This window comes from Bradyrhizobium sp. USDA 241 (assembly GCF_049739505.1).
In the GTDB taxonomy this organism is placed as follows: Bacteria; Pseudomonadota; Alphaproteobacteria; order Rhizobiales; family Xanthobacteraceae; genus Bradyrhizobium; species Bradyrhizobium liaoningense.
On sequence record NZ_JBMGPZ010000002.1, the window covers coordinates 1,195,382 to 1,216,269 of the forward strand.

Genomic DNA, 20,888 nt, shown 5'->3' on the forward strand with positions numbered 1-20,888 from the left:
CGTTGCGTCGGGAGGGCGTAGCCCGACCAGAGCGACGACAAAACCGTCGGCGACGGTCATGCGGCCATCACCATAGCTTGCGTGCCGAAGTAAGCCTCGTCGGGCGTGCGCCCGTCAAGGCTCGAGTGAGGGCGTCCCTGATTGTAGAAGGCCAGATACTTGGCAATTGACGCTCGCGCCTCGGACACGCTGTCGTAGGCGCGGAGATAAACTTCTTCGTATTTGACCGTGCGCCAGAGCCGCTCGACAAACACGTTGTCGCGCCAGGCGCCCTTGCCGTCCATGCTGATGGCGATCTTCGCGTCCAGCAGCACATCGGTGAACTCGAGGCTGGTGAACTGGCTGCCCTGATCCGTGTTGAAAATCTCGGGCCTGCCGTGCTTCGCCAACGCCTCCTGGACCGCTTCGACGCAGAAGGCCGCCTCCATTGTGATCGAGACGCGATGGGCCAGGACCCGTCGGCTGAACACATCGACGACCGCCGCGAGATAGACGAAGCCACGCCGCATCGGAATGTAGGTGATGTCCATTGCCCACGCATGGTCGGGCCGCTCGATCTTCAATCCGCGCAACAGGTACGGGTAGATCTTGTGACCCGGAGCCGGCTTGCTCGTGTTCGGGCGACGATAGACCGCCTCGATCCCCATGCGCTTCATCAGCGTCGCGATGTGGCGGCGACCGGCGTATACGCCCTCCCGCCGCAGCAACGATCGCAGCATACGCGCTCCCGCGAAGGGATAATCGAGATGCAGCTCATCGAGCCGACGCATCAAGGCAAGGTCCTCGGCCGAAACTGGCCGAGGTTCATAGTAGACCGTGCTGCGAGCCAGCTTCAGGACCTTCGCCTGGCGCACGATAGAAAGATCATGATCGCGGTCGATCATCGCTTTGCGCTCAGCAGGCCCGCCTTGGTGAGCGCGCCGGACAAAAAATCGTTTTCCAACGCCAGCTTGCGGATTTCACGGATCGTGAGCATCGATTTCGCGCGATCGTGAGCACTGAATTCAGACGATCGTGAGCAGCCCGCTACGGCCGATGGGAGATAGAGTCAGTGTTCTGGTTGGCCGTCAAGGGTGATGGTTTTGGCGCTGCGTTTTCGCATGCTTTCTCCGGTGAGCTGGAGGCGGTGGGCGTTGTGGACGAGGCGATCGAGAATGGCGTCGGCGACCGTGGGGTCCCCAATGGCTCCATGCCAGGTGTCCACGGGGAGCTGACTTGTGACGATGGTGGATGCGCGGCCATGGCGGTCCTCGAGGATTTCGAGCAGATCGCGGCGTTCCGCGGCGGTGAGCACCGATAGTCCCCAATCATCCAAAATCAGAAGCTGAGCGCGGCCGAGGCTTTTGAGGAGCCGGGCGTAGCGTCCGTCTCCGCGCGCGAGCGCGAGCGCCTCGAACAGCCTTGGAACGCGATGATAGAGGACTGATCGGTTGTCGCGGCAGGCCTTGTGGCCGAGCGCGCAGGCTAACCAACTTTTGCCCAGGCCGGTTGCCCCGGTGACGAGCAAATTCTCGTGGCGATCGATCCAGCGACCTTCGACGAGTTTGGCGAAAACGGCGCGGTCGATGCCCCGCGGGGTGCGCAGATCGACGTCCTCGACGCAAGCAGTCTGGCGCAGTGCGGCGATCTTGAGGCGCGTGGTGAGCCGCCTGGTGTCGCGTTCGGCGGCTTCGCGGTCGACCAACAGGCCGATGCGATCTTCGAACGGCAGGGCTTCGAGATCGGGCGATCGGCGCTGCTCCTCGAAGGCCTTGGCCATTCCGGTCAGGCCAAGCTCGATCAGCCGTTCGTGGGTTGGGTGGTTAAGCATGCCGGGTCTCTCCTTGCTTCAGTGGAAGTAGTCGCGTCCGCGGATGTTGCCGTGGCGCAGGGGCTGGTGCTCGAAAGATTCGTCGAAGAACGTGCGATCGAGGCCGTTCTGGAGGATCGATCTAATCGAGGCGACGGAGCGCGCCTTGATGAGGATGCCCCTCTGGCAGGCTGCGTCGAGGCGTTCGGCGCCGTAGCTTTTGACGAGCGCCAGAATGCCAAGGCAGGTTCGAAAGCCTTGTTCTGGATGGGGGCGGGCGTCGATCACGGCCTGGAAAAACGCTGCTGTCGAAGGACCGATCCGCTCGCCGGCGGCGATCACCGCGGCGGGGGTCCATTTGCCGTAGCGGCGATGGGCGCTGGGCATGTGGTCGGCGATGGTGGTGTGTCCGCGTCGGTTGGGCGCGCGGGCATGGCTGGCGATCCGCTGGCCCTTGTGGAAGATCTCGACCGTCCGATCGTCGATACGGGCATCGACCAGCTCGCCAATCAGACGATACGGCGCGGAGTACCAATGGCCGTCGACCTCGACATGATAATCGGGAGCGAGGCGGCAGCGCTTCCAGCGTGCGAAGGCATAAGGCTGATCTGGCAGCGGGGTTAGCTTGGGTTTGTCGAGTTCGGCAAACAGTTCGGCGCGGCTTGAGCCGAAGCCACGCATTTGACGAGCATTGAGTTCGTCGACGAGTGTCTTGATGGCGGCGTTGAGCTCGGCCCGGGAAAAGAAGCGCTGATTGCGCAGCCGGGCCAGAATCCAGCGCTGGGCGATTTGCACCGCGACCTCGACCTTCGCCTTGTCTTTTGGGCGCCGCGGCCGTGCGGCGAGAATGGCCGTGCCGTAATGGCTCGCCATCTCGGCATAAGTGCGATTGAGGCCGGGATCGTAGCGGTCGGGGTTGCTGACGGCGGCTTTGAGGTTGTCGCAGACCACGAACGTCGGCGTTCCGCTCAAAAACGTGAACAAGTTGACGTGGGCCCGGATCCAGTCGGCCAAGCTCTCGCTGGGGCAGGCCTCGGCGTAGGTGTAGTTCGAAGCGCCCATCGCCGCGACGAACAGCTTCATCGGCTGCACTTCCCCGGTCAGGGGATCGACGATGTCGATGGTGTCGCCGGCGAAATCCACGAACACCTTCTCGCCGCCCAGATGAATCTGCCGCATCGAAGGTCGGACCCGCCCCTTCCAGGCCTCGTAGGTAGTGCAGAACCACGTGTACCCGAAACCGTCGGGATTAACGGCGCGATACTCCTCCCAGAGCAGGCGACGGGTTACGTTGCGCCGGCGGAGCTCTTTATCGATGTAGCTCCAGTCGGGCACCGGCCGCTGCGGGCTCTGAGACGCTGGTCGTGGGGCCGGGAAAAGCAAAAGCTCCAGGTCTTCATCGGTCATTCCCTCCGGAAGCGGCCAGCTCAACCCAGCAGAGCGGGCGCGGCTCAGGTAGCTGTGCACAACGCCGTTGCTGACGCCCACGCTCCGCGCGATGGCCCGCTCTGGCAGGCCTTGAAAATGTTTTAACCGAAGGACTTCCTTGATCCGGCGCATCGACAATCTCTGGGTAGGCATTGGACTTCCTCGTTAACCACGAGGTCATCCCTAAGCCGGTTGAGTTGTCGGCCGAAGCGCTGCAAGGCTCCGAAAGCCTTGCTCACGATCCCGCGAAATCGTTGCTCACGATCATCTGAAATCTCTGCTCACGATCCCCTGAAATCCGCGCTCACGATCCCGCGAAACGCGCACAGATCGTGATCTGGTTCGGATGAACATCAAACAGTTGCGCCAGCTCCGCCAGTGTCTTGTCGCCTTTGACCGCAGCCAAAGCAACCTTCGCCTTGAATGCCGGAGAATGCGTCCGGCGGCTCTTCTTCGTCATCTTCGCTCCTGATTCGCAGCAAGAATCCTCGCCGCTGTCAGGCAGAAAATCCACTCAAGCTACTGTCCGAATTTGCGGGGCCAGCTCTTTTCTACCCCCCAAGACAAACCACTCTTCCAGCGCCTCCTGGGTGACGGCGAAGAATTTGGATTGCGCTTCGCGTATGCCACTCAGGATGCTCCGAGAGGGTTGGCCGACGCTTTCATCGTGGGACGAGATTTTGTCGGTTCAGATTCCGTAGCTCTGATCCTTGGCGACAACATCTTCTATGGCCATGGCCTTCCTAGCCCGTCTTATTCGCGAGAGGGCGCCTGAGAGGCTGGCGAGCGTGGTGTAAAGCGCTGATGCGGCGTAGGATTCGGTTGCGAAGCCACCCCATCACCTTCAACCGCGAACGCCACGCCCGCCATGACCGATGATACGATTTCAGACCACTATCGAGAAGCAAGAATTCAACACAAATAAAACCTCTGCCTCGCGCTCGATCTCTTCATGCTTGATAGTCTCGTTTCGGAGGCTGAGCACCTACCGCGTCTAATAGGCCGCTCGCGCCGGTTTCTTTGGACGCGGCACGACCGCGACTCCACGTTTCGGCACAGAAATGATCGGGAGTCACTCAATCTTTCTTCAACTTAACCCGTCTTATTCGTAAGAGTGCGCCTGAGGGGTAAAGCGCTGATGCGGCGTAGGATTCGGTTGCAAGCCAACCCCATCACCTCCAACCGCGAACGCCACGCCCGCCATGACCGACGATACGATTCCGCCCTTCTCGTTTCCAGCCGTTCACGCCAAGAAAGTCACAGCTGCCTTCGATGGTGGGCGCCTAACCTCGAACGGGGGCGTGATGCTTCTGGCGATGGCCGAGCGGCGTCTCGGTTTGGCCAACAATCTGGCCCGGGTGTTCCCGGATCGGCGCGATCCGACGCGGGTCGTGCACAGCCTGGTCGATATGTTCCGCGCTCGCATGTTCGCGATCTGCTGCGGCTACGAGGACGCCGACGACCTCGATCATCTGAGGTCCGATCCGGCATTCAAACTGGCCTGCGGTCGCCTACCGGACACGGGCCGGGATTTGTGTTCCCAGCCGACGCTGTCGCGGCTGGAGAATGCTCCGCGCCTGCGCGACGTGATCCGGCTGACCTACACTTTGGTCGACGCATGGATGGATAGCTACCCGCGCGAGCCGGCATCCGTCACGCTCGACATCGATGATACCTGCGACGTCGTCCACGGCCATCAGCAGCTCTCGCTGTTCAACGCTCATTATGACGAACGCTGCTTCCTGCCGATCCACGTCTACGACACGGAGAAGAGCCGGCCCGTGGCCGTCGTGCTGCGGCCCGGCAAGACGCCGGGCGGCGTCGAGGTGCGTGCCCATCTGCGCCGCCTGGTACGGCATATCCGGACGCGATGGCACAACACGCAAATTACGTTCCGTGGCGACGGGCACTATGCCCGGCCGGAGGCAATGGCGTGGTGCGAGACCAACGGCATCGACTACATCTTCGGTCTGTCCGGCACCAAGCCTCTCGCCAGAAAAGTCGACGAGGTCGCCGACGACATCCGCACGCGACGCGCCATCGAGAACCTGCCGGTTCTGCGTGGCTATACCGAGACGCGCCACAAGGCAAAGTCCTGGGATCGCGAACGGCGCACTGTCGCCCGTATTGAGGCGACGATGCTCGGCCTCGACATCCGCTTCGTCGTCACCAGCCTCGATGTCGGCTCGGCCGAGTGGATCTACGACAGCCTGTATTGCGCGCGCGGCCAAGCCGAGAATCTGATCAAGCTGCATAAGACGCAGCTCGCCTCCGATCGCACCAGCTGCCGTTCGGCGCTCGCCAACCAGGTCCGTCTCGTGCTCCATACGGCCGCTTATTGGCTGATGCTGACCGTGCGCGACGCCATTCCCAAAGCCCGGGAATTGGCCGCTGCCGAGTTCGCGACGCTGCGTCTTCGGCTCTTGAAAATCGCCGCCCGTGTCGTCGAGACCACGAGCCGCATTCGCCTTGCGTTTGCCGCGGCATGTCCCGAAGCCGACCTGATCTGCGGCTTGCCCGGCGCGCTGCTGCCGCTCGGTCCTTGACCGGCGGGGCGTCCGCCCCCGTTCGCCCAACCCATCCCTCAAGCGCGTTGCAAAGTACCGGTCGTCAGGCGGCGAAAAGCCGAAGGCAATCCTGTGCGCCTCGTCAGACAAGATGTGCGGCCGCATCAATCGGGCCCAAAAGCCGCACTCTCACGAATAGGACGGGCTAGTATGCTGTCCACCGCGGCATCTCGAAAATCGGGGGCCACCGTATTCGGCTACGTTGTAAATGAACCACAAGCCTACGGTGTGATCGAGCTTTTTGCACTCGTCCTTGTACTTCAGGCAGAACATGGTGAACGCCATCGGCGCCAGCGTCGGCTGATCGAACTTGATGTACTGGATGGCACCGCGCAGCCCCATCGGCGTACCGACGAAGGCGGCTTCCGCTTTCTGCTGCACCCCCGCAGCAACCACGATCGCGGCCACGGCCGCCAGAAACTTTACCACTTTGCGCATGTTGCGCTCCCCATTCTTGTTGAGGAGACGCTACGCGAGACGTCTTGAAATACGGCTCAACGGCCGCGTAATCCTTTAATCAAAATGCGGGCTCATCGGTTGGAAACAATTAAGAATACCGATGTGGGACTTGTTCTGCTAAGAGCGGTCGCGACGTTCCGCTCGTGACGCTGGCAGCGATTCGACCGACCTGATGGGCCTTTCCTCCCGCTTTCGAAAGAAGATCAAGCCTCGGCTTCCCGATGGCATTCGCGTCTATGCGATCGGCGACGTGCATGGCCGCGCCGATTTGCTTCAATCGCTGTTAACCGTGATTGACGTCGACCTTGCCCACTCGGCCCCCCAGCGCGCCATTCAGGTCTTTCTCGGCGACTATGTCGACCGCGGTCCGGACTCACGCGCCGTTCTTGATCTCCTGATCGCGCGCTCGAAATCGCACGAGACGGTCTGCCTGAAGGGCAATCACGAGGTCTTCCTGCTCGAGGTGCTCAAGGACCCCGCTCGCCTGCAGGAATGGCGCCACTATGGCGGCCTGCTGACGCTGGTCTCCTACGGCATCACGCCGACGATGAACCCGTCCGCGGAGCAGCAGGTCGAATTGATCGAGGGACTGAGACGCGCGCTGCCGCCGGAGCACCTGGCCTTCCTCCAGCAATTGCGCTCGTCCTTTACCTGCGGCGACTTCTTTTTCGTCCATGCCGGCGTCAAGCCGGGCATCCCGCTCGATCGCCAGAAGGATGAGGATCTGCTCTGGATCCGCGAGGAATTCCTCGCCTCCGAGGAGCGCTTCGGCAAATATATCGTGCACGGTCATACGCCGGTCAGCGCACCCGATATCCGACCCAACCGCATCAACATCGACACCGGCGCTTACGCGACCGGAAACTTGACGCTGCTGACGATCCAAGGCGATAGTCTGATGGCAATTTGAAAGCTTGGGCCGAACTTCGGTGATCCTGCTCCGCGTCATCGGCATCCTGACCGCAATCGTGCTGGCGCTTCACGCCGGCATCGCGTTCTATGGCGATCTGATACGACCCAGCTTTCGCGCCACCGATTTGTTCTTGGGCCAGATTCCGCCTGACAAGACGAAGCTGGCTGCCTCAGCCGGTTTGGCATCCGTGTCATGGGATGGCGACCTGCTGGCGAATTACGCGGCAGCGATTGCTGCTGACGTTCTCCACCGCCCTTCGACCGAAGCGACCAGCAAAGCCAGCGACAACAGGGCGGCCCAAGGCGCGGTCGTCACCGCCTTGAAAGTCTCGCCGATCAGGCCCGCGCTATGGCTGACGCTTGGCACGCTACAGGCTCAGGCCGGTGAGGCGGTCACGCCTGCGGTGAAGATGTCTTACCTGACCGGCGCGGTGCCGATCGATGTTGCCTTCTCTCGCGTCCGGACGGTGACCGCGAGCGCGGCTGCGACCGATGAAGAGATCAAGCTCCTGGCGCAATCCGACATCCGCTCGGCGCTGGCCAATCGCTCGCGTTACGAGCCTCTGCTGATCGCGGCCTATGTGCAGGCGACGCCGCAAGGCAAGTCCCTGCTGCTCGAGACCACGAAGGTCACCGATCCCAAATTCAACGAGATTCTGCGCCGGTACTAATTCAGCGCAGGGATTTCGGGTTGACGGGCACGAAGTCCTGATCGCGGCGCGGTTGGTCGGATCGTCCCTGGTAGACGAACATGCCCTTCTTGGTCGTAACGATGTCGCCGCGTTGCAGGCTGTCATCGCGCAGGAGACGTTCGGTCGCAACGATGTCCGGATCTTCGGGAGTGGGCTTGTAGAGCTCCGGATGCTCGCGCCGCTCGCGCGAGGCTTCTTTGGCCCGGCGCCGTGCCTCCTCGATGCGCTGCCGCCATTCATCGCGCGAGACTTCCGGCTCGCTCGGTGGAAGATAGTCGCTGAGCGAGGGCTCAGGTTCGCTCTGAGCAAAACACAAGAGCGGACAGGCAAGATACATGGCAAGTCCGACAGCGACGGCCACGATCGCTCTGACCGGTTCGTCTCCCAGCATCCGGCGATCTGATACGGAATTGCGGCGCATGGATTGCATTCCGATGACTCCAATGAGACCAACAGCAGTCAGAGGCCACAGCAAGTTCAGCCTATGAGGTTGCCAATTGCAACAATTGCGAGACGGTAGATTCGCACGCAAGTCGTTTGGCGGGCGGCGGATGACGGGCCGACTAACATATTCAACACCTGACCTGGCGCCTTCCCCCTCGAAAGCTCGAAAACAACCCCATGCACAGTAGGCGGCCCCAGCCAAATCAATGAGTTACGAGTTTTCCGAAATTCGATTTGATCCGTCGGGCACAACAGGGGTAGGATGGCATGGTTCGGAGGAGGTCCGCCGGGTTGATCGAGGGGACGTGAGTTCCACGTCATACGATCGGCTAGGGCAGCCAGCTCCGGTCTAAGACCTCATTAGCTCATTGCTGCTACCTTCGGCGTCCGCTCGTGGAGTTGCCGAGAATGCTTGCAAGACCGATGTTGCTGTTGGCTGTTGTCGTTGCGGTCTCCGCCATGTCTGGCCTCGCGGCGCAGGCGAGCCCTCTCTGCGTCAAGGAACGAACGCCGTTCGCCTTGTCGGATGATACGGTGAAGTGGACCATGTCCATTGCTCCTGGAGCCGACTGCATCCAGGGACTGCGTTGGTCGTACATGCAGATCTTCAACGTATCGGTCGTGAGCGGACCATCGCGGGGACAACTTGCGGTGGTGGGGTCCGGCTTTCGTTATTCGGCAGAAAACCATCCTCCGAGCCAGGACAAGTTTACGCTGCTGATCTCAGGCAAGAACCGGCACGACCTGGGAACGTCGACCCTGGAGGTCGAAGTCAACCCGCAATAGAGCACGCCTAACCGCGGCTCAAGCGCGATGAGACCAGGATAAATCCGTCGTTCCGCGGAGCATGCTCCAGTGCAGCATACTCTAGTAACGGTAGCCCGACCCGCTACCCCGGGTTGTATTCCCGTGATAGGGCCGGGCCCGTGCGCCACTCGTCACCGGAGGCTCGATCCGGCTCGGAATATTCCGCGTCGCGTTGGGGCGCGCGGGCTGCGACGGATTGACGATGATCACGTTGCGATTGGGCGTCGAGGGGTCGTTGACGCCCTGAGCCGAGGCGCCGGCAGGCGCGACAAGTGCGAACGTGATCAAGATTAATCGTTTCATGTGCGACATCTCCCTAGCAAGAACGTCAGGGAGGCGAACACCGTTCCTTCACGGTTCGTTGCATGACCTCACCGAGGCACGGCAATCAGCTTGCCATCCCGCCAGACACCTTGAGCCGACTGCCCGGCAGGAAGGCTTCCCGCCACATTCCGGACAGCGGTCGGCCGGGAGGCAGCCTGGGTGGTCTGTTTCTTCTTATCCTGTGTTGTCACGATGCTGGAGCTGGTGGTGTTGGCCCGATCCTTGGTTCCTTGCGCGAAAGCAGACTGAACCAGAAAGGCCGAAAACATGATCGCTGTCAAAACGCCGCGCATGGTCAAACACCGGAAAGAGGAGCTGGGCGAAATGTCACAGGTTTCTGCTCAAAAGCAAGCTCTTCGAGACGATCGCGCCGGACCTTTGCAGGCCGGATCATCAAAGCGATCCACCGCGGCCGAGGGAAGCCAGGGTGAAAAGCCTAGCGAAACAGCACTATCCGGGCTAGTTGATCGGCCTTGATGACGGAGCCCGGCGACACAGCAACCAACGCCTCGAAGGCGCAAGAGATCAAGGCCGGACTTGTCCGTCTGTTGTCGGCACGGATCCGCGACATCTCTGACGACCCCCGACAGATGCGCGACGTCGTCTACGAGTTGGCCCGCATCAAGCTCCTGGAACAATTCACCCACGCCGACGCGCGGGAAGCGCGAGAGCTCCAGCAAGTCCTCGAACGCGCCATTCGGGAGGTCGAACGCGCCTTTGAGCGAAGCGAGAGGTCTTCACCGACCAAGGATGCCGCGGGCCCCATGGCGAATTCTCCACCGGAGAACGTCCCCGTTCCCCCGCCTATTCCGACGCCGGCTGCCTTGGCGTCATCGGCCATTCCGGTGACTGCCGAGATGCCGCGGCGTCCTGCCGCACCGCCAAGATCGCCTGACCAACCCAAACGGAGCGGCGCCTTCAATTCTCTCGTTCGATTGATCACCATCCTCCTGCTCATTGCGGGCGTCGGCACCGCGGTCGTCTATTGGCCGCGGCTGAAGGCACACCTGACGGCATTGTCGCAGGTGGCGATGCCCGAACGTACGCCCAAGAGCCCGGAGCCTCAGGCGACCGCGATTCCGACTCCCTCGGTCAGCGAGACCGCCGAACGACTGCCGGAGAGCGCAAAGGAGCCGGCGCAAGCTGCACAACCCTCGATCCCCCTGCCGACGACATTCGGGGTCTACGCCTTGAGCGAGGGCCAGCTCCATGAGCTCAGGCCGGTGCCTGGAAAGATACCGGACCGGCGCGTCGCAATCTCGGCAGCCATCAACACGCCAAGCGCGACCACTTTGATGGACGGCGATGTCAAATTCATCGTGTTCAGGCCCGACGGGGGTGTCGATGCAAGCGGGACCGAAGTTCGGGTGATCGCGAAAGTCTCCCGGTCGATGGGCGTCGATGCCACCGGCAAAGCGGCCATGGTCAGCGCCGGCGATTCCTGGGTCATCCGCAGCATGTCCTACCCCTACAAGGTAGGTCCGATCGACGACCAGTCGAGAATGCTGTTGCTTCAACCGGAGCAAGACGGTTTCACGCTCGCGCCAGGCCGCTACGTCGTGGTGGTCAAGGGCATGGGCTATGACTTCACCGTCGCTGGGACGATCACCGATCCCAATCAATGCGTCGAGCGCATCAATGCGGCGAACGGCGCGTTCTACTCGCCCTGCCCGCCGCCCCGGCGATAACGCAGCCTTTGCCTTCTATTTGGCAGGCTTGTTGTCCTTGGGCGCGGCCGCCGGCATATCGTCGACCTTGCCGTTGTTGGCCACGCACTTTTGGAAGTATTCGCGCTGGTCCTTGCCCGTTCCCTTGGCGCTCCCGGCCGCGGGGTTGCCGATTTGCCTGGGTGGAAAGGCCTTGGCCACGGCGGCGTCGCATGCGCGCGCCACTTCGGCAGTGATGGCCGAAGCCGTCGCCGGCGCGGCCAGCGTCAAAGCACCTGCCAATCCAACCAACGTCCGCACATTTTTGACCGGCACCGCTGCGCTCCCTCAATCCGTGAATGGTTGCCGAACCATATCAAAAAGGATCGGAGCACCAAACGGCAAACGAGCGCGAATTGCCACGCGATCGAGCCGCCTTCCCGATACTAGCTGTTGAGCTGCGGCGGTTTGAAATCGGGAAAGCGTGTGAGCATTGCGGTCTTGACGAACTTCAGGTGAGCAATGCTGCTTGCCAATTCCTTGAGCCGGCGCTGGCCGTTCGAAATGTCGGCCGCAAAGAGATCCTGATGATGATTGTCGAGAGGCTCCCGCTCGAGATATTCGTCGGTGCCGTTTCCGAAGGTGACGGACGCACGCGCGAGGGCATCGTCGACACGCCGGTTGAGGCCGGCCTGCTCCCTCTCCGCTTCCTGCAATGCTGTCTCGATCGCCGCCAGGACGGCACCGATCCGCGCGCGGTCGGTCTCCGCATCACGCTCGGCGGAGCGCGCCTTGAAGGTCTTGTCCTCGCGGCGGGAGCCGAGAAGATTGTGTGCGCGCGCTCTCAGGAACAGCTGAAACATTTGGGCCATCCCACATTCGAGATTCAGGCGGCATACCATCGGTCAGACATAGTTAACAAAGCCTAAAGCTTGCGCCCGCCCCGGCCGGCTTTGTGCGATTAGACCAGCCAAGCCTTCTTCCTGCTGGCACTTGAGCTCGAGCCATCCAACTTCATCCGCGGCGGCAGCCCCTGATGTCCCTCGTTCATGTTGGGGGCAGCGTCTGCGCTTCGCATTTGATGACGACGGCTTCGGCGCATTTCGAATGCGGCCGCGGGCGGTTGCAGACGACATTGACGAAACATCCGTGATCATACGGAGCGCCATGCACGAACTTCTTCTCGGTAAGGTTGAGAGGTTAGCCTAATCCGCGTTGTTTGTTGCGAATTTTCACGCTTTCCTTATCCATCTCTCGCACCGGGCTTCCCCAAGGCCCGGCCCCACCCAAGCAAAGCCGTCGAGCGAATATGGGTCCGCTTGGCGGCTTTGTCGTTGTGTCGACGAGAGGATCATTTCGCTATGGCGCGCAGGCCCTGGTCATTCAAGGAAGACCGCCGGCTCATGGAGTTGGCGAAGTCTTCAGCCTCGCTGGAACAAGCGGCGAAAATTCTCGGGCGCTCACCCGATGCAGTCAAGCGCATGGCGTTACGGCTTGGCCTTTCGTTGAAGTCGAAGACGGGCAAGAAGACCTGACTTCGGCGCGGCAGCGCGCGCCTCACGCCGAACGCCTCACGCCGCACAGTCCGTCGCTGCGCCTGCAACGTCGAACCGCCCGAATGTATTACCTTGAAAGCAGGCCTGTGCGAGTGGCGCTTTGATGCGGCAGACCCCTTTTAACGATATTTTCGGCTTTCGAACCTGACGGACAACCAACCTTGTATGTTGGCGCCATGCGCAGGAACCACCTCATAGCAGCTGCGAGCATCTGTCTTGCGCTGATCGTCTATGCCACCCTGGCGAGGCTGGCGGGTAGACCCGCGCTCATGGGGCATCACGAGGCCTATTGGGTCGTCGTGATCGAGCGCTTCAGTGCCTACGGGCTGCTCGGCTTCCTGCTCTCCTTCCTGCTGCCCGGCCGATTCGGCCTGGCCTGCTCTCTCGTCATCGCGGTTGCTATGGGGCTGGAGCTGATGCAGGCGTTCATACCCGACCGCGATCCGGGCTTCCTCGACGTGTTGCAGAAGGCGGCGGGAGGCACCGTGGGCGTCATGCTCGCCCAGATGATCTTGGCTTTCTTGCCCAGACCACCTTCCTAAGGCGGCCGGCTCAAGCCACCCCACGCCTGTTGCGGGATTCGGAGGGAGCCAGGAGTCCGGCCATCTGCCGATGGGTGTTCTGCAGCACTTCAATGGCGAGATCGAAATCCGTCTCGCGAACGGATGCAAAGAATTCGACCATCAGTGCCGGATCGAGTTTGACGCGTGTCATCCCATCGCGGCTCTTGCGACGATCGAGTGACAAATGGATGGCGCGGTCCCGGGCCTCCATGGCGCCGCAGCCGCACAGCGCACCGAGTTCGTCGTATGTCATCCAGATTTGAGGCATGTTCTTCCACCACGCTTGACCGGCCGCAATACTAGTACCCACTTTTCTTGGAACGTGAGTCGTGATTCAAGGTCGGGATGATACCCGAAGCAAGAGAAGTCCACCTTTCGAGGAAAGATCGCAAGGTGCTTGAGGCGTGCTGTCGCTCACCGGTGACGTTGCAGCGCGATTTGAAGCGGGCGCGGATAGTTCTGTTGGCGGCGGATGGGCGCAGCACCCGGTCGATCGCCAAGGAAGTTGGGGTCCAGCCGCGGATTGTCAGCCTTTGGCGGCATCGCTATGCCGACCATGGCCTTGAAGGGCTGCAAGACAAGCCGCGGCCTGGCAAGCAGCCGATCTATACGAAGACGACCGACAAGCGGATTCTGAAGCTGCTGGATAAGCCGCCACCGCAAGGGTTTGCGCGCTGGACCGGCCCCCTGCTGGCCGAGGCGCTGGGCGATGTCGATGTCCAATATGTCTGGCGGTTCCTGCGCAGCCACAAGATTGACCTGGTGGCTCGCAAGTCCTGGTGCGAGAGCAACGACCCGAACTTTACGGCCAAAGCCGCCGATGTTGTCGGCCTCTATGTCGCGCCGCCGGCGAAGGCCATTGTGCTGTGCGTGGACGAGAAGCCCTCGATCCAGGCTTTGGAGCGAGCGCAGGGTTATCTGAAGTTGCCCAATGGCCGCGCCTTGACCGGCCAAAGCCACGATTACAAGCGGCATGGCACCACAACATTGTTTGCGGCGCTCGAAGTCGCCACCGGAAAGATCATCGCGACCCATTCAAAACGCCGGCGCCGCGTCGAGTTTCTCGATTTCATGAACAGCGTCACCGCGGCTTTTCCGAACCGCAAGCTTCACGTCATCCTCGACAACCTCAACACCCATAAAAAGAACGAGGACTGGCTCAAGGCCCACCCCAACGTGCAATTTCATTTCACGCCGACAAGTGCGTCATGGCTCAATCAGGTCGAAGTATGGTTTTCCATCTTGCAGGGGCAGTCGCTCAGCGGCACCTCCTTCACGAGCCTCAAGCAGCTTCAGGAACACATCGATGCCTACGTCAACGCATACAACGACAGAGCCGAGCCCTTCGTCTGGACCAAGAAAAAGGTCCGTCAACGCCGTTTCAAAGGCCGCCGTATCACTCAGCTCTGATTCCGGGTACTAGCTCTCGCTTCTAAAGGCAGCGTTGCTTCAGCGCGGCTGCGACGCAACTTCGAGACAACAATGTCAACGCAACGCTAATCAGGGCGGCAGGTGCGAGCTTCTTGTGGCGCTGCGCGGATCGCCGTCGATCTGGCTCTTACTTGGGCGAGCCAGCCGTGAAAGGACGCCGCGTGCGGGAACGGGCGTCGAGCCCCTTGGGCAGCTTGTCGGCCTTGAGCTTCACGACCGCGCTGCGGGCGTCGGCAGCCGGCGCGTCTTCCTGACTGTAGATCAGCGTCACCTCGAACTTCACGTCAGGCGCTTGCCGGGCCGTTCCCGAACAGGTCGCCATCGCGCCGGTATACACGCCGGAGAGCTCGACCTCGACTTCGTCGAGCCCGAACACGGTCGGCGGGCCGTCGGCATGTCGCCGTGTGGTGAGGACGGCCGTGAATCGCTGGTCGTCATGGAACTGATAGGAGCCGCCATAGGCCCCGCGGGTCACTTCAAATTCCTCCGGGTGTGGTCAGTCAAATTCCTCCACCCGCGAGGCAGGACAAGGGACTGTTAGTTTGAGTTTGTTTCCCGGGCAAGAGCTTCAGCGGCTTCTTTGAGCCGATAGCTGCGTCCGTCGAACTCAAGCAGATGGCAATGATGCATAAGGCGATCGAGGATCGTCGTGCTCATAGTGTTGTCCCCAAGGTATGCCCCCCAATCCTGCACGACGCGATTGGAGGTGACGATGACGCTGCGGCGCAGTTTGTAACGCTGATGGATCAGGGTCTGCAGCAAAGTGCCGGCGTCGTCGGGGATGGCGCGTGCGAGGAATAGATCGTCCAGCACGAGGAGATCGCAGTCGATGATGGTTCGCAGCCGGACCTCGCGTTGTGCCGGAGAGTTCAGGGCGTAGCGGTGGAAGAAGTCGTCGGTCTCAAGATACTGGACCTTGTGGCTTTGCAGGATCGCCTGATAGGCAATCGCCTTGGCGATGTGCGACTTCCCGGTGCCAGGTTTGCCAACAAGCAGAGCGTTCTCGCCAGCGGCAATGAACGCCAGGGTGTGGAGCTGGAAGCAGGTCTGACGTGGCAGTTTGGGATTGAAGGACCAGTCGAACTCGGCGAGCGTCAGCTTTTCGTCGAGCCCGGATTGCTGGTATCGCCGCTCGATAAGACGGGACTGACGACGGTCCAGTTCATCCTGCAGGATAAGGGAGAAGGTCTCGAGGAAGGGCTGGTTGGCGCCCTGCGCCTGGAGCACGCGCGTCTGCAGCGTGTCGCGGACACCCGACAGGCGCAGCTGTCGTAGGCAACGCTCAATTTCCGGCATGGTCATCATGTGGCTAGGTCTCCAGTTTAAGGTGAGAAGGTGCAGCGGGAGCGCTCGTGGCGCCGGAGTTGGCCGGGGTTGCGCAGGCGACACGAGCGCGGATTGCCGTGGCGTGATCGTCGTGAGCCTCGGCCTGCCGACCATTGTCGTCGGCGTCGCGCCGCACAGCGCGGCTGAAGAGGTCGCCGTATTCCGCGGGGGTACGGATCAGCGGATGATCCTGGGTGAGCGGCGATGCCGGCTGTGGCGTCACTCCAACCTGCTCGATCGCCTGTTCGAACAACCGCTCGACGGTCGCACGCACGTGCTTGTAGCGGTAGATGCGGTTGTCGATGGCGTGCGCGCAGGCCTGCTCGACCAGCCGCGCCGGATACTTCCGGCCCAGCCCGACAATGCCCCACATCGCGCGCTGTCCGGGGCGCCCTTCGGTGTCGAACACCTGCTGGCACAAGGCCCTGGTCTGCGGTCCGATGCGCTCGGCGCTCGCCAGCAGCACGGCGGTTTGCCGCGACGGGTTGAACGGCCGTTCGCTGGTCGGCAGGACGACAGAACCGGGGTGCGCCATCCGGGAATGAACACGCAGCAGCGCACGGGTGTGGCGATCACGGATCTCGATCGTGGTGGTGTAGATGCGCACGACGACCTGGCTGCCGATCGGCGCGGGCCGCGCGGCGTAATAGCTGTTGTCGACGCGTACGGTGGTGTCGTCGCAGACAGTCCGGACGACTTCGGTGAAGATGCGGAAGGGAGCGACAGGCAGCGGCCGCAGGTGCGGCTTCTCTTCCTGGAACATCGCCTCGACCTGACGGCGCGTGCTGCCGTGGATGCGTTTGGAAGCCCAGTTCTCCTCCCAGTGCCTCAAGAACTCGTTTTGCGCCTCCAGCGTCTCGAAGCGCCGTCCGGCCAGCGCAGTGCCCTGGGTATGTTGAATCGCATTCTCGACGCATCCTTTCCGATTTGGATCGGCCACGCGCGCGGGATCGGCGACCACGGCGTAATGAGCCAGCATCGCGCTGTAAATCGGGTTGAGCTGGGGCTCGTACAAATCCGGCTTGAGGACGCCTTCCTTCAGGTTGTCGAGCACGACATAGCTGGGGACCCCGCCAAAATACCGGAACGCCTCTTCGTGGAGCTGCGCCCAGACTTGTTGGCTGGACTTCCAGACTACCCGCCGGAAGCTGCGCCGCGAGTAGCGTAGCGTCATCACGAACAGGCGGGGACGACGGTACCGCCCGCTCTTCGGATCAACCGTCGGCGCGCCCTCGCCATAGTCGACCTGAGCTTCCTCGCCGGGGAGGAACTCAAGACGATCAAACTGCTCAGGATCAGCGTGCCGCAACCGGCGCACAAACCGCTTGACACTCTGGTAGCTGGACGGAAAGCCAAATTGATCAACCAGGTCCTGGTAAATCGCCTGCGCGTTCCGCTTCAGCCGGACCTGTTCTTCGATCCACGTCCGATGCGCTTCGCAAGCCGAACGGGCCAGGCTGCTGGTGACCGTCGCTTCCGATGTCCCAAAAGCCGGTGGTCGGGGTGGAGGAATTTGGCCGTCCGCGCTCACCGAGCCGGTGGTCACTTCCCCGGGGGAATTTGCCTCCGCACCGGCCCGCAGCGCCTGATAACGCCGGATCGTCTTGCGATCGACACCCGTCAGCCGGTGAATCTCGCGCTGGCTGGTGTTGCGATCAAGTAATGTAAGTACGGTGCTTTGCAGATGTCGCTTCAAGACGTTCAACTCCCCGGCCCCTTGCTGGCTAAAGGGGTCGAACATAAACGTCCTGCCTGACCGGCTACTGCTGTTCAGCGGCGCTGACGGCGATCATCAGGTGGGGGAGTTTCAAGTGACCATACCCGGGGGATTTTGACCGACCCACGGGGCCATAGGTGAAGAAGCTGTCACTGCCGGAAATCCGACCCTGGGCCACATGCACGATACCGGTGCCTTGCGCTTGCGCGGTTCTGAACCACGCTGCGTATTTGCCCTCTTTCAGCATGGAAACATCCACCCATGAATTCCATGCGTATTTGCAACGAACCGTGGGGCCGCGACAATGACCGCGGCGGCGAGCATTCCGCCACGGTTAACGCCGTGCAAAGTCAATCCGTCAAATTTCGCCGGCGCAGGAGGCGGCGCCCGCAGCAAGCTCAGAACAATTCTATGCCGTCGTCCGCGGTCTCGACTGCCTCGACCGGGCGCACGGCGGCGATCGACCCCAGCCCGAAGGTTTGCAGGAACTCCCGGTGCACGTCGCGCTCGCGTTCCATCGTGTAGCGCGCAAAGAGCTGGTCGAGCACCGCTTCGTCCCGCGCTTGCGGCCGCGGCTGCTGCGCGGCTGCGCTCGCGGCCTCGAGCCGCGCCGCGACCGCGGGCAATGCCGCAGAAGCTTCGCCGAGCGTGGTCATCAGGCCCTGCGCCGAATTCATCAGCCCCTCGAATTCCGCACCTTCATCGACGAGCCGGCTCATCAGCTTGCCGAGCCGTTCATTGCCGGCCTCGACCTCGCGCAGCGCCTGGAGGATCTGCGGTTCGAGCTTGGCGAGCTGCGTGGGATCGCCCTGCACGCGGAGCTCCTTCAGCTCCCCGGCCGACCGCTCGATGCCGTCGAGCACGGGCCTCAAACGCCCCGCTCCCACCGAGACATGGTCGGCGGTTGCCTTGAGCTCGTTGGCAATGACGACGAAAGCGCTGCCGCGGCTGCCGAGATGCGCTGGCCTTAAGGCCCGCATTCATTCCGATCAGCGTGATATCGATCGTCGCCTCGGCCAGCCCGGCGATCGCCTGGCGAAATTTCGTCAGCGTATCCTCGACGATCGCGAGCGCCTCGTCGACCGAGCGGCCCGCCCCCTCGCAGGTGGCGATCAGGGTCGATGCGTGCGCCAGCGTCTGCTTGATGCGTGTCAGGAACGACGACGAGCCGCCATCCTCGCCGCCAAACAAGGTGCGGCCGTGCCCGACGACGCTGCCCGCATCGTGCAGGATGGCGGTCAGCGCGCGAACGATCTGGCCGATGTCGCCGCCGAACTCGCGCTGGGCATCCCTGAGCTGGGCCGCCTGCAGCTGGCAGATCGCACGCGCGCCGTCATCGCTCGCGATCGGCTCGGGAACGAGGCTCGGGGCGGCTCCAGACACAAGGCCGAGACCGTGGGAGACGTGCTCGAGACGCTGACGCGTGCTGTCGCCCGCCTGCAAGGAAACGATCGCGCTGCCGACCGCCTCGGCGATCTTCCTGGTGCTGGAACCTGCGCGGTCGGCCAGATGGCTGCTGTTGCGGCGCTGGTCGTGCAATCCGGAATAGGCGGAGCCGAGTTCGGCGCTCTCCGCCGCCAGTTGATTCCGGTAGCGGCTCTCGAACTCCTTCTGTCGGCCGAATGCGGTGGCGACCGCCTCCGAAAGGCGCTGCTGATCCCGCGCACAGCCTTCGATCGCGCCCTGCACAGCCTTGCCGAGATCATAGGCCTCCTGCGTGAAGGCGAGAAAGCCCTCGCGATCGCCGTCGAGCGCGGCTGCCTCGATCCGCGCGCTGCGGGCGATGATGGTGATCATCTGGATGTGCTTGAACAACGGCTTGAGCAAGGCGGACGCCTCCGCCGTGCTCTTGCCGATCGTCTCGAGCAGGGCGCTTTCGGCCGGCAGCGCCTGCGCCAGGTCGCTCAGCCGCGCTGCGATCTCCTGTAGCGCGGTCGCGGCGCCCTCGATCTCTGCGCCGGAGAGTTCCGAGGAAAGCGTTGCGAGGCCCTGGTTCAGCTCCTTGAAGATGAGATGTCCGCGCCCGAGCTCGTGACCGACGCGCGCGAACACGTCCTCGATACGCGAGGAGACGTCCTCGATCGCGGCGATCGCGTCGGCAAGCGTGTCGGCGGGAATGACGGACATTGCGCTCAACCTGCCACCGCAACGTGCCCGGTCTGATACCAGAGCATGATTTCGCGCGGGATATGGTTCAGCGATACGACCTTCTCGACGCCGCCATGGGCGATGGCCTCCTTGGGCATGCCGAACACCACGCAACTCTCTTCATCCTGCGCCCGCGTCGAGGCGCCGAGCTTGCGCATCTCCAGCATTCCGCGCGCGCCGTCATCGCCCATGCCGGTCATGATCACGCCGAGCGCGTTGGCGCCGGCATGTTGGGCCGCCGAACGGAACAACACGTCGACGGACGGACGATGCCGGGACACCGGCGGCCCATCCTTGATCGCGATCTGGTAGCGCAGGCCGATGCGCTGGAGCAGCATGTGGCGGGCTCCCGGCGCGATATAGGCGCAACCCGGCAGCACCGGTTCGCCGTCCTCGGCCTCCTTGACCCGGATCTGGCAGACGCCGTCGAGACGCCTGGCAAAGGCTGCGGTGAAGCCTGCCGGCATGTGCTGGACGATGACGATGGGCGGACAGTGCGGCGGCAGCATTTCAAGGACGTCGTTGAGCGCTTCGGTGCCGCCCGTCGAGGCACCGATGCACACGATGCGTTCCGTGGTCGGCCGGACCTTGCCCTGCACCGGCGGCGGGATGATGGCATCGGCGGTCAGCTTCTTCTCGATTGCGCGACGCTCCGCGCGCGGGCGCACCCGGGCGCGGGCGGCCGACTTCACGGCCTCACGCAGCCGCGTGGAGCATTCGAGCAGCGCCTGCCGTGTGTCGATCTTCGGCTTCGGCACAATGTCGACCGCCCCCGCCTCGAACGCCTCGAACATCACGTTCGAGCCCTCCTCGGTCAACGAGGAGCAGATGATCACCGGTATCGGACGTTGCGCCATGATCTTGCGCAGGAAGGTCATGCCGTCCATGCGCGGCATTTCGAGGTCGAGGATGATGACGTCAGGCAGCTCCTTCTCGAGCCGCTTGGCCGCCACGAACGGATCGGACGCGGTCGCCATCACCTCGATCTCGGGATCTTCACTCAAGATCGTCAGCAGGATTTGGCGCACCGACGCCGAATCGTCCACGATCAGCACGCGAACTTTCTCCCTCGGCATTCT

21 protein-coding genes and 5 pseudogenes are annotated in these 20,888 nt (G+C 62.4%); 9 read left to right on the forward strand and 17 right to left on the reverse strand.

Features of this window, described 5'->3' with window-relative positions; translation table 11 throughout:
• Positions 1-56: 56 nt before the first annotated feature.
• From ABIF91_RS06655 to ABIF91_RS06670, 4 genes and pseudogenes are all read right to left on the reverse strand, one after another.
• Positions 57-961, reverse strand: a pseudogene (locus ABIF91_RS06655) (IS3-like element ISRj2 family transposase); the annotation flags it as partial.
• Positions 962-1,048: 87 nt separating this feature from the next.
• Positions 1,049-1,810 (reverse strand): IS21-like element ISFK1 family helper ATPase IstB, encoded by a 762-nt coding sequence (gene istB, locus ABIF91_RS06660; protein ID WP_011090937.1) that lies wholly within the window; start codon positions 1,808-1,810, stop codon positions 1,049-1,051.
• 18 nt (positions 1,811-1,828) lie between these two features.
• On the reverse strand, positions 1,829-3,370 hold the full coding sequence (istA, locus tag ABIF91_RS06665; RefSeq protein WP_424578820.1) for an IS21-like element ISFK1 family transposase: 1,542 nt from the start codon (positions 3,368-3,370) through the stop codon (positions 1,829-1,831).
• A 178-nt stretch (positions 3,371-3,548) separates the two neighbouring features.
• A pseudogene (locus ABIF91_RS06670) lies at positions 3,549-3,677 on the reverse strand (transposase); the annotation flags it as partial.
• Positions 3,678-3,761: 84 nt separating this feature from the next.
• On the opposite strand from ABIF91_RS06670, the pseudogene ABIF91_RS06675 reads away from it, so the two are divergent.
• Positions 3,762-3,962 (forward strand): annotated as a pseudogene (locus tag ABIF91_RS06675) (sugar phosphate nucleotidyltransferase); the annotation flags it as partial.
• A gap of 457 nt (positions 3,963-4,419) precedes the next feature.
• Positions 4,420-5,763: an IS1380-like element ISBdi2 family transposase gene (locus ABIF91_RS06680; RefSeq protein WP_208086440.1), complete on the forward strand. Its 1,344-nt coding sequence runs from the start codon at positions 4,420-4,422 to the stop codon at positions 5,761-5,763.
• A gap of 150 nt (positions 5,764-5,913) precedes the next feature.
• Here ABIF91_RS06680 and ABIF91_RS06685 read toward each other — a convergent pair whose 3' ends face one another.
• Positions 5,914-6,222: a hypothetical protein gene (locus tag ABIF91_RS06685; RefSeq protein ID WP_424578821.1), complete on the reverse strand. Its 309-nt coding sequence runs from the start codon at positions 6,220-6,222 to the stop codon at positions 5,914-5,916.
• A 193-nt stretch (positions 6,223-6,415) separates the two neighbouring features.
• Here ABIF91_RS06685 and ABIF91_RS06690 point away from each other — a divergent pair, with 193 nt between their 5' ends.
• The gene (locus ABIF91_RS06690; RefSeq protein WP_028181816.1) at positions 6,416-7,153 is read left to right on the forward strand and encodes a metallophosphoesterase family protein; all 738 of its coding nucleotides are present in this window, start codon (positions 6,416-6,418) and stop codon (positions 7,151-7,153) included.
• 4 nt (positions 7,154-7,157) lie between these two features.
• Positions 7,158-7,826: a hypothetical protein gene (locus ABIF91_RS06695; RefSeq protein ID WP_424578822.1), complete on the forward strand. Its 669-nt coding sequence runs from the start codon at positions 7,158-7,160 to the stop codon at positions 7,824-7,826.
• Between the two features lies 1 nt (position 7,827).
• Here ABIF91_RS06695 and ABIF91_RS06700 read toward each other — a convergent pair whose 3' ends face one another.
• Entirely contained in the window at positions 7,828-8,277 is a 450-nt protein-coding gene (locus tag ABIF91_RS06700; RefSeq protein WP_424578823.1) for a hypothetical protein, read from the reverse strand.
• Positions 8,278-8,699: 422 nt separating this feature from the next.
• Here ABIF91_RS06700 and ABIF91_RS06705 point away from each other — a divergent pair, with 422 nt between their 5' ends.
• Complete coding sequence (locus ABIF91_RS06705; RefSeq protein WP_028181819.1) at positions 8,700-9,077, forward strand: hypothetical protein; 378 nt, start codon at positions 8,700-8,702, stop codon at positions 9,075-9,077.
• Between the two features lie 81 nt (positions 9,078-9,158).
• Here ABIF91_RS06705 and ABIF91_RS06710 read toward each other — a convergent pair whose 3' ends face one another.
• Together ABIF91_RS06710 and ABIF91_RS06715 are read right to left on the reverse strand one after the other, a co-directional pair.
• The gene (locus tag ABIF91_RS06710; RefSeq protein ID WP_155252097.1) at positions 9,159-9,401 is read right to left on the reverse strand and encodes a hypothetical protein; all 243 of its coding nucleotides are present in this window, start codon (positions 9,399-9,401) and stop codon (positions 9,159-9,161) included.
• Between the two features lie 68 nt (positions 9,402-9,469).
• Complete coding sequence (locus ABIF91_RS06715; RefSeq protein WP_028181820.1) at positions 9,470-9,715, reverse strand: hypothetical protein; 246 nt, start codon at positions 9,713-9,715, stop codon at positions 9,470-9,472.
• Positions 9,716-10,357: 642 nt separating this feature from the next.
• Between ABIF91_RS06715 and ABIF91_RS06720 the strand changes: the two genes are divergently transcribed.
• On the forward strand, positions 10,358-11,110 hold the full coding sequence (locus tag ABIF91_RS06720; protein ID WP_424578824.1) for a hypothetical protein: 753 nt from the start codon (positions 10,358-10,360) through the stop codon (positions 11,108-11,110).
• 15 nt (positions 11,111-11,125) lie between these two features.
• On the opposite strand, the gene ABIF91_RS06725 is transcribed toward ABIF91_RS06720, so the two are convergent.
• Together ABIF91_RS06725 and ABIF91_RS06730 are read right to left on the reverse strand one after the other, a co-directional pair.
• On the reverse strand, positions 11,126-11,404 hold the full coding sequence (locus ABIF91_RS06725; protein WP_244430202.1) for a hypothetical protein: 279 nt from the start codon (positions 11,402-11,404) through the stop codon (positions 11,126-11,128).
• Between the two features lie 110 nt (positions 11,405-11,514).
• Positions 11,515-11,931 carry a hypothetical protein gene (locus ABIF91_RS06730; protein WP_028181823.1) on the reverse strand — a complete coding sequence of 139 codons (417 nt, stop codon included), beginning with the start codon at positions 11,929-11,931 and terminating at the stop codon, positions 11,515-11,517.
• A 540-nt stretch (positions 11,932-12,471) separates the two neighbouring features.
• On the opposite strand from ABIF91_RS06730, the gene ABIF91_RS06735 reads away from it, so the two are divergent.
• Together ABIF91_RS06735 and ABIF91_RS06740 are read left to right on the forward strand one after the other, a co-directional pair.
• Positions 12,472-12,603 carry a hypothetical protein gene (locus ABIF91_RS06735; RefSeq protein ID WP_424579101.1) on the forward strand — a complete coding sequence of 44 codons (132 nt, stop codon included), beginning with the start codon at positions 12,472-12,474 and terminating at the stop codon, positions 12,601-12,603.
• 197 nt (positions 12,604-12,800) lie between these two features.
• Positions 12,801-13,166 carry a VanZ family protein gene (locus ABIF91_RS06740; protein ID WP_028181824.1) on the forward strand — a complete coding sequence of 122 codons (366 nt, stop codon included), beginning with the start codon at positions 12,801-12,803 and terminating at the stop codon, positions 13,164-13,166.
• Positions 13,167-13,176: 10 nt separating this feature from the next.
• Here the strand turns inward: ABIF91_RS06740 and ABIF91_RS06745 are convergent, their stop codons facing one another.
• Positions 13,177-13,455, reverse strand: coding sequence for a hypothetical protein (locus ABIF91_RS06745; RefSeq protein WP_028181825.1), 279 nt, complete (start codon positions 13,453-13,455; stop codon positions 13,177-13,179).
• 77 nt (positions 13,456-13,532) lie between these two features.
• Between ABIF91_RS06745 and ABIF91_RS06750 the strand changes: the two genes are divergently transcribed.
• Positions 13,533-14,597 (forward strand): IS630-like element ISRj1 family transposase, encoded by a 1,065-nt coding sequence (locus tag ABIF91_RS06750; protein WP_026192128.1) that lies wholly within the window; start codon positions 13,533-13,535, stop codon positions 14,595-14,597.
• 148 nt (positions 14,598-14,745) lie between these two features.
• On the opposite strand, the pseudogene ABIF91_RS06755 reads toward ABIF91_RS06750, so the two are convergent.
• The 6 genes and pseudogenes from ABIF91_RS06755 to ABIF91_RS06780 form a co-directional block, all read right to left on the reverse strand.
• A pseudogene (locus tag ABIF91_RS06755) lies at positions 14,746-15,078 on the reverse strand (hypothetical protein); the annotation flags it as partial.
• Between the two features lie 77 nt (positions 15,079-15,155).
• A complete protein-coding gene (istB, locus tag ABIF91_RS06760) occupies positions 15,156-15,923 on the reverse strand; it encodes an IS21-like element IS1631 family helper ATPase IstB (RefSeq protein ID WP_038952109.1) in 768 nt (255 codons plus the stop codon).
• A 4-nt stretch (positions 15,924-15,927) separates the two neighbouring features.
• Positions 15,928-17,685 (reverse strand): IS21-like element IS1631 family transposase, encoded by a 1,758-nt coding sequence (gene istA, locus ABIF91_RS06765; RefSeq protein ID WP_100214066.1) that lies wholly within the window; start codon positions 17,683-17,685, stop codon positions 15,928-15,930.
• Positions 17,686-17,704: 19 nt separating this feature from the next.
• Positions 17,705-17,908 (reverse strand): hypothetical protein, encoded by a 204-nt coding sequence (locus ABIF91_RS06770; RefSeq protein WP_284281486.1) that lies wholly within the window; start codon positions 17,906-17,908, stop codon positions 17,705-17,707.
• A 151-nt stretch (positions 17,909-18,059) separates the two neighbouring features.
• Positions 18,060-19,788 (reverse strand): annotated as a pseudogene (locus ABIF91_RS06775) (chemotaxis protein).
• Between the two features lie 5 nt (positions 19,789-19,793).
• Positions 19,794-20,885, reverse strand: a complete 1,092-nt coding sequence (locus ABIF91_RS06780; RefSeq protein WP_028181413.1) for a protein-glutamate methylesterase/protein-glutamine glutaminase — start codon at positions 20,883-20,885, stop codon at positions 19,794-19,796.
• Between the last annotated feature and the right edge of the window lie 3 nt (positions 20,886-20,888).

Excerpts from the sequence above, each read along its gene's own strand:
- istB (WP_011090937.1), bottom strand. The coding sequence starts at position 1,810 with ATGCTTAACCACCCAACCCACGAACGGCTGATCGAGCTTGGCCTGACC.
- istA (WP_424578820.1), bottom strand. The coding sequence starts at position 3,370 with ATGCCTACCCAGAGATTGTCGATGCGCCGGATCAAGGAAGTCCTTCGG.
- ABIF91_RS06680 (WP_208086440.1), top strand. The coding sequence starts at position 4,420 with ATGACCGACGATACGATTCCGCCCTTCTCGTTTCCAGCCGTTCACGCC.
- ABIF91_RS06685 (WP_424578821.1), bottom strand. The coding sequence starts at position 6,222 with ATGCGCAAAGTGGTAAAGTTTCTGGCGGCCGTGGCCGCGATCGTGGTT.
- ABIF91_RS06690 (WP_028181816.1), top strand. The coding sequence starts at position 6,416 with ATGGGCCTTTCCTCCCGCTTTCGAAAGAAGATCAAGCCTCGGCTTCCC.
- ABIF91_RS06700 (WP_424578823.1), bottom strand. The coding sequence starts at position 8,277 with ATGCAATCCATGCGCCGCAATTCCGTATCAGATCGCCGGATGCTGGGA.
- ABIF91_RS06705 (WP_028181819.1), top strand. The coding sequence starts at position 8,700 with ATGCTTGCAAGACCGATGTTGCTGTTGGCTGTTGTCGTTGCGGTCTCC.
- ABIF91_RS06710 (WP_155252097.1), bottom strand. The coding sequence starts at position 9,401 with ATGAAACGATTAATCTTGATCACGTTCGCACTTGTCGCGCCTGCCGGC.
- ABIF91_RS06715 (WP_028181820.1), bottom strand. The coding sequence starts at position 9,715 with ATGCGCGGCGTTTTGACAGCGATCATGTTTTCGGCCTTTCTGGTTCAG.
- ABIF91_RS06730 (WP_028181823.1), bottom strand. The coding sequence starts at position 11,931 with ATGTTTCAGCTGTTCCTGAGAGCGCGCGCACACAATCTTCTCGGCTCC.
- ABIF91_RS06735 (WP_424579101.1), top strand. The coding sequence starts at position 12,472 with ATGGAGTTGGCGAAGTCTTCAGCCTCGCTGGAACAAGCGGCGAAAATT.
- ABIF91_RS06740 (WP_028181824.1), top strand. The coding sequence starts at position 12,801 with ATGCGCAGGAACCACCTCATAGCAGCTGCGAGCATCTGTCTTGCGCTG.
- ABIF91_RS06745 (WP_028181825.1), bottom strand. The coding sequence starts at position 13,455 with ATGCCTCAAATCTGGATGACATACGACGAACTCGGTGCGCTGTGCGGC.
- ABIF91_RS06750 (WP_026192128.1), top strand. The coding sequence starts at position 13,533 with ATGATACCCGAAGCAAGAGAAGTCCACCTTTCGAGGAAAGATCGCAAG.
- istB (WP_038952109.1), bottom strand. The coding sequence starts at position 15,923 with ATGATGACCATGCCGGAAATTGAGCGTTGCCTACGACAGCTGCGCCTG.
- istA (WP_100214066.1), bottom strand. The coding sequence starts at position 17,685 with ATGTTCGACCCCTTTAGCCAGCAAGGGGCCGGGGAGTTGAACGTCTTG.
- ABIF91_RS06770 (WP_284281486.1), bottom strand. The coding sequence starts at position 17,908 with ATGCTGAAAGAGGGCAAATACGCAGCGTGGTTCAGAACCGCGCAAGCG.
- ABIF91_RS06780 (WP_028181413.1), bottom strand. The coding sequence starts at position 20,885 with ATGCCGAGGGAGAAAGTTCGCGTGCTGATCGTGGACGATTCGGCGTCG.